Here is a 5,393-nt window from a genome sequence, read left to right as displayed (position 1 = left end):
ACGGAACGGACGCGTGCGCTCCTCCAGCGCGTCGGCCTCCGACGGCAGGTTGAAGGCCCAAACGAAGGTGAAGATCAGGCCCGGGAGGTCGCTTTGTGCCACCTCCTCAAACACGGCTCGTCGGAAGCCCTCCACCAGCCGACCGAACGACGGGTGTCCGTAATCGAAGAGCTGCAGGACGGGCTCGATCGACATGTGGTTGTGGAACAGCCGGTAGCCGGTGCGGCGCGCAATTTCCCGGCCCACCGACATCTTGCCCACGGCGGGCGGACCCACGATGATCAGCAGGTCGGGAGCGCGAAATGGTCCACCCGCTTCCCCCACTTCTCCTCCGCCTCGGTTCCCCTTGGGGTTCTGGCACGGCACTGCGCCCGCGGACGGTCAGATCGGGAGCCGGGACGTAACTGGAACCGTGACGTCCCCGCGCCGAACCCAATTCACCACTGTCGCGATCTCCCTGCCGCCCTCCGTTGACTCAACGTGCAACACCGCTGAACCGTTCATCAGGGTCCTGCCCTTGTGCAGGACGCGAGTCGGCCAGGACCTGTGGACGAAGGCGGCGAGGACGGCGGCTCCGTCGACCGCGAACCCCAGGGCCCCAGGGGGCACGTCGCCGACTGCCACGAAGCCGCACACCGCCTCCCGGCCCCCCTCCGCGACGCCGGCCACCTGGACCCCCTCCCGCAGCGAGGCATTGAGGGCCTCGTAGAACCCGCCCTGGAAGTCCGGACCCGTGTGGCGGAACGTGTTGCTCTTCCACCGGCAGGGCCCGAGGTCGTAAGCCACCGACAGGCACAGAAGCGCCCCGAGTTGCGGAGGCAGCCGGGAGATCACACTCATCCGGGCGTCCGCACGCTCCATCCGGGACGAAACAGAGTCGACGTCGCGGGAGCTTTCCTGCAGGCCGAGCGCCTTTGCCCGCAGCTGGCGCGCTGAGCGGCCGGAGGCGAAGGGGCTCCCCCACCTTCGGAGCCATGGCGGTTTACCCGCGGCGGGTGTGCCGAGCACGGCCATCAACTCGTCGTCGGTCCAGTCCCCGCCCCAGCTCGCGAGTATCTGCATGCATGGAGGGAGCTCTCCTCCCATGGCGACCAGGGCGCGCTCCTCGGTCAGTTGGTGATCCAGAAGGGACAGCTGCCCCGACGACCAGCGGACGTGATGCGTCCGGCCCCCGCAATCCACGGGAACGGTAATGCCGTCGAGGCATCGGAGCACGTCGGGCGAGAGAGCTTGCCGGGCCACCGGCTGCCACAGGGTGTCCATCTTCAAAAGGTAGTTCCCCGGCGTCAGCCCGGCCAGAAGGCACAACCACCGCGGGACCACCGCAAAGGTGGTTACGTCTCGGCCGGAGCCTCGAGCCGCACAGAAAAGGGGCCCGCACGCGCCGACGGGCCCCTTTCCCTGACTAGAGGATCGGTTCTAGCAGCGAACCTTGCGCTCGCCTCTGCACGCGTCGCGGCCCGTGCCGCCGTCGATCCGGTCGAAGCCGGAGTTGCCGGCCAGGGCGTCGTTGCCCGACTCCCCAAAGATTTCGTCGTTGCCGTAGTGGCCGCGGATCGCGTCGTTGCCGCTGCCGCCGAGAAGCGCGTCGTTGCCGTAGCTGCCGTTGATCGCGTCGTTGCCGCCGAAGCCGTAGACGATGTCGTTGCCGGACCGGGCGTTGATGGAGTCACCGAAGCGGGTCCCGCAGATGACGTCATTGCCGCGGGTACCAGTGATGGAAACCCCGCGACGCGCACCCCTTGCGTCCAGGTTCCGGTCGCACGGCGGCGTCTCGAAGTCCTCGCTGTCGTCGTTGGGCTCGTTAACCGCACGTTCCGGCGTATCCGACGTGACGTTCGCCTGGTTACTGAATCTGCGGCCGGGGCCCACGCCGTTGACGCCGACGACCGCTTCATAGGTGACTGTGTTCACGTCTCCGACGTCTACGAATGGGTCCTCGCACCGCAGCTCTTCGTCCGGATTGTCCTGAACCGTGCAGGCGAAGCCCTCCGGCGGTTCAGGGTCAGACTGGATGGAGGCTGGATCGATCTCAGCACTCTCCGGGATGTTGTCGGTGAGGACCACGCCGAAGGCCCCCGAGGGTCCGAAATTTTCTACGGTCAAGGTGCAGCGGATTCGGTCGCCTGGAGCGACTCGTATCCGCCCCTCGGGACCGGTGCCCCGGTTGACCGTAGCGTTCTCGCACTCCTTGTCCAGCGCGAGGTCGGCCCGGCACACGACCTTGATGGTTCCGGTGGCCGTGTCCGTGGACGTAGCGTTTTCACCGGCCTCCGGAGACTGCTCGGTTCCCTCCACGGTTGCGGTGTTCGTGAAGACGTCGGGGTCCTCTTCGGTCTCCGCACAGTTGAAGTCGGTGCGGACCCGGTAGATCAGGCCAAAGACCGTCTCGTTCTCGCCGGGGTCGGGATTCGTGGCGGTTTCCGTGTTGAGGTCGCAGACGACGGTTTCGTTCTCCTCGTTGGTGACTTCACAGGTGACCTCGTCGCCATCCGGGTTGGCTGCGAACGTCACCACCTCGACGAACTCAACGGCGCTCCCGGGCGAGACCTGGTCGGTGACGGTTACGTTGTTGAAGTTGTCCCCGCCGTCCGGATCACCAGGAGTTTCGGTCGTGACGGTGATGACGCAGCCGAACTCCAAGCCGGCTGCGGTGGTGTCCCCACCTTCCGGATTGCTGCACTGCTTCTCAATGCTCAGGCCATCGTTTGGTGCCTGGGCTCCCGCGATGGGGGCCGACGTGACCATCAGGCCGCTTATCAATGCGCTCAGGGCGACGGCAAGACCCGCCCTCGAAAAGACACGACCCTGTACACGCATGCAGCTACCTCCCGGGATCCACGAGTTCACGAACATTAACACGGCTTTACTTGCGCCCCACAGGCATCAGCTCTTGGGGTCTGCGGAACCGGAGTAGGCCCGCACCGATGACAGGCTCACGCGCCACGTCGTCTGCGCAATGTGGTGCTGGAAGCCCAGCTGCGTGTTGATGCTCACCATCGCCGCATTGGAGTCCGCGTTGTTCGTCAAAAATTCAACGCACTCATCGCGTTCTTCGAGGATCCACCGCAGCATCGCCGCCTTCATCCACTTGCCGAGGGCATGGCCCCTGTGCTCCCGGACGACGCCCGTATTCCCCTGCTGGACCCTGGCCGGACTGGAAGGACTCCACGTCGCCTCCGTCAGACCGACCAGGCGACCGGACGGATTGTGCCTGGCGAAGATCCACCGCCACATCCTGCCGGTCGCCGCCACCTGCTCCTCTTGCTCCCGGAGGTGCGCCACGGGTGTCGCGCGGTCCTCCAGGTTCAGGTTCCCTCCTGGGGCCTCGTTCATGACATCGAGCAGGGACGCGACCTCGCCGACGAGATCGTCTGGCAGCGGCCCGACCACGCTAAGAAGCGAATAGTCGGGGGCCCGGACCGGGCCTGTCGAAATCCAGTCGTCGACGAGCGCTCGATCGATCGTGGGCAGGTCGAGTCGGTTGACGTGGGACCTGTTGGCCGCTTCGGCTCCCACGCGCTTGGCGAACTCCTCACCCGCCGGCACGCGGTCGGTCGTCACGCCGATCAGCAGGGTGCGGCCGTCTGCGGCGGCGAAGTCCGCGGCGGACTCCAGCAGGGCTCGTCCGATCCCGCGCCTGCGCATGTCCGGCCGCACGGCCATGTCCAGTTGGGCGAGATGCGGGTTTTCCCCCGTCCGCAAGATCACGCACTCGGCCTTGCCCGCGACACCACCGGCGTCATCCCGCGCCAGCAGGACATGGCTTTCAATGAACCGCGGAATCGAGCGAACCGCCGCGAGGTAGTCGTCCAGCGGCCTTCGGGGATCGTCCGGCGCCGACTCTGCGTGCAAGACCTGATCGAAATTGTGCAGTTCACTGAGCGCCTCATCCGACAGCCCGTCCAGATCAAACGATTCCACCACCATCCAACTCTCCACGCGCTCCTGAAGGCGGCACAACTCCCCAGACAACCCGTCGAGAGTCTGCCGGTCGGATCATAGTTGGATAGGAGGAACGATCAGCCCATGCAGCCTCACGTCCACCGAGACTCTTCATACCTGACGCTGACGCCGATGGCCGGGCTGACCCGTGGCTACTGACGACCGCGAGCGGCTGTCCGCGACATTCGATCAGGCGGCGAGCTTGTATCAGCGGGCGCGTCCGGACTATCCGGAGGAGATCGTCGAGGAGCTGCTGTCAGTCACGGGGATGCAGTCCGGGGGCCGTGTGCTCGAAGTCGGATGCGCAACCGGAAAGGCGACCCTACCCTTGGCCAGGCGAGGGCTGCGAGTTACATGTATCGAGCCGGGTCAACGCTTGGCCGCTGTCGCCAAGCGCAACCTCAGCGGCCTTGACGTCGAGATACTCCAGGGACGGTTCGAGGATTGGGAGCCGCGCGGGGAGGAGCGTTTCGACCTGGTCGTAGCCGCAACCTCATGGCAGTGGGTAGACCCGCGCCTGCGGTACGCGAGGGCGTGGGAGGCATTGACTCCGGACGGACACCTGGCGGTCTGGGACGCGGTCCATGTATTCCCTGACGGTGGCGACCCCTTCTTCCGCGAGATCCAAGAGGTGTATGAGGACATAGGCGAAGGTCTTCCTGCAGGGGCTCAGTGGCCTCGACCGGGCGAGTTGCCGGAGATATCTTCAGAGATCGGCGCGACCGGACTCTTCGAAGTGGTTTGTGTCCGGCAGTTTGACTGGGAGCGCACCTACGACGCCGACTCCTACATTGAACTCCTCGAAACATTCTCCGGCCACATCGCGATGGAGCCGTGGAAGCGTGAACGGTTGTACGGCGAGATCCGGACGAGGCTCGCGGATCGTCCCGACGGCACGGTCCGCCGTCACTGGGGTTCGGTGCTGCACATCGCCCGGCGGTTGGGATGACACCCTGCGCAGTGAAGGCCGGCCAGGAGGGACTTCAGCGGCCCACCCGAAAGTGAAGGGCCCGCTCTTTCGAGCGGGCCCCTGATGCTTGAAGGTGCTGTTTCTAACAGCGAACCCTGCGCTCGCCGCTACACGCGTCGCGGCCCGTGCCACCGTCGATCCGGTCGAAGCCGTGGTTGCCGGCCAGGGCGTCGTTGCCCGACTCGCCAAACAGTGTGTCGTTTCCGTAGTAGCCCCGGATGGCGTCGTTGCCGCTGCCGCCGAGCAGCGCATCGTTGCCGTAGCTGCCGTTGATCGCGTCGTTGCCGCCGAATCCGAAGACGACGTCGTTGCCGGACCGGGCGTTGATCGAGTCACCGAAGCGGCTCCCGCAGATGACGTCGTTGCCGCGGGTGCCCGTGATGGAGACCCCGCGACGCGCACCCCTTGCGTCCAGGTTCCGGTCGCAGGACGGAGTTTCGAAGTCCGCGCGGCCGTCGTTGGGCCTGCCCCCGTCCTC

At 66.0% G+C, this 5,393-nt stretch carries 6 protein-coding genes; 1 reads left to right on the top strand and 5 read right to left on the bottom strand.

Annotation, left to right across the window (positions count from 1 at the left end; all coding sequences use genetic code 11):
- The 4 genes from VNE62_00230 to VNE62_00215 all read right to left on the bottom strand — a co-directional run.
- The coding region (locus VNE62_00230) for an AAA family ATPase (GenBank protein HVE90717.1) at positions 1-324 on the bottom strand (324 nt) is incomplete at its 3' end.
- 57 nt (positions 325-381) lie between these two features.
- The gene (locus VNE62_00225; GenBank protein HVE90716.1) at positions 382-1,263 is read right to left on the bottom strand and encodes a hypothetical protein; all 882 of its coding nucleotides are present in this window, start codon (positions 1,261-1,263) and stop codon (positions 382-384) included.
- A gap of 156 nt (positions 1,264-1,419) precedes the next feature.
- Entirely contained in the window at positions 1,420-2,820 is a 1,401-nt protein-coding gene (locus VNE62_00220; protein HVE90715.1) for a hypothetical protein, read from the bottom strand.
- A gap of 66 nt (positions 2,821-2,886) precedes the next feature.
- On the bottom strand, positions 2,887-3,930 hold the full coding sequence (locus VNE62_00215; GenBank protein HVE90714.1) for a GNAT family N-acetyltransferase: 1,044 nt from the start codon (positions 3,928-3,930) through the stop codon (positions 2,887-2,889).
- A gap of 163 nt (positions 3,931-4,093) precedes the next feature.
- Between VNE62_00215 and VNE62_00210 the strand changes: the two genes are divergently transcribed.
- Positions 4,094-4,894: a class I SAM-dependent methyltransferase gene (locus tag VNE62_00210; GenBank protein ID HVE90713.1), complete on the top strand. Its 801-nt coding sequence runs from the start codon at positions 4,094-4,096 to the stop codon at positions 4,892-4,894.
- Positions 4,895-4,997: 103 nt separating this feature from the next.
- On the opposite strand, the gene VNE62_00205 is transcribed toward VNE62_00210, so the two are convergent.
- On the bottom strand, positions 4,998-5,393 hold a 396-nt coding region (locus VNE62_00205; protein ID HVE90712.1), incomplete at its 5' end, for a calcium-binding protein.

This window comes from Actinomycetota bacterium (assembly GCA_035536535.1).
GTDB lineage: Bacteria > Actinomycetota > JAICYB01 > JAICYB01 > JAICYB01 > DATLNZ01.
The sequence above is the reverse complement of the archived record's forward strand: the minus strand, read 5'-3'. Positions and strand labels throughout refer to the sequence as shown.

Coding starts and splice junctions, on each gene's coding strand:
- VNE62_00225 (HVE90716.1), bottom strand. CDS start 1,263: ATGGACACCCTGTGGCAGCCGGTGGCCCGGCAAGCTCTCTCGCCCGAC.
- VNE62_00220 (HVE90715.1), bottom strand. CDS start 2,820: ATGCGTGTACAGGGTCGTGTCTTTTCGAGGGCGGGTCTTGCCGTCGCC.
- VNE62_00215 (HVE90714.1), bottom strand. CDS start 3,930: ATGGTGGTGGAATCGTTTGATCTGGACGGGCTGTCGGATGAGGCGCTC.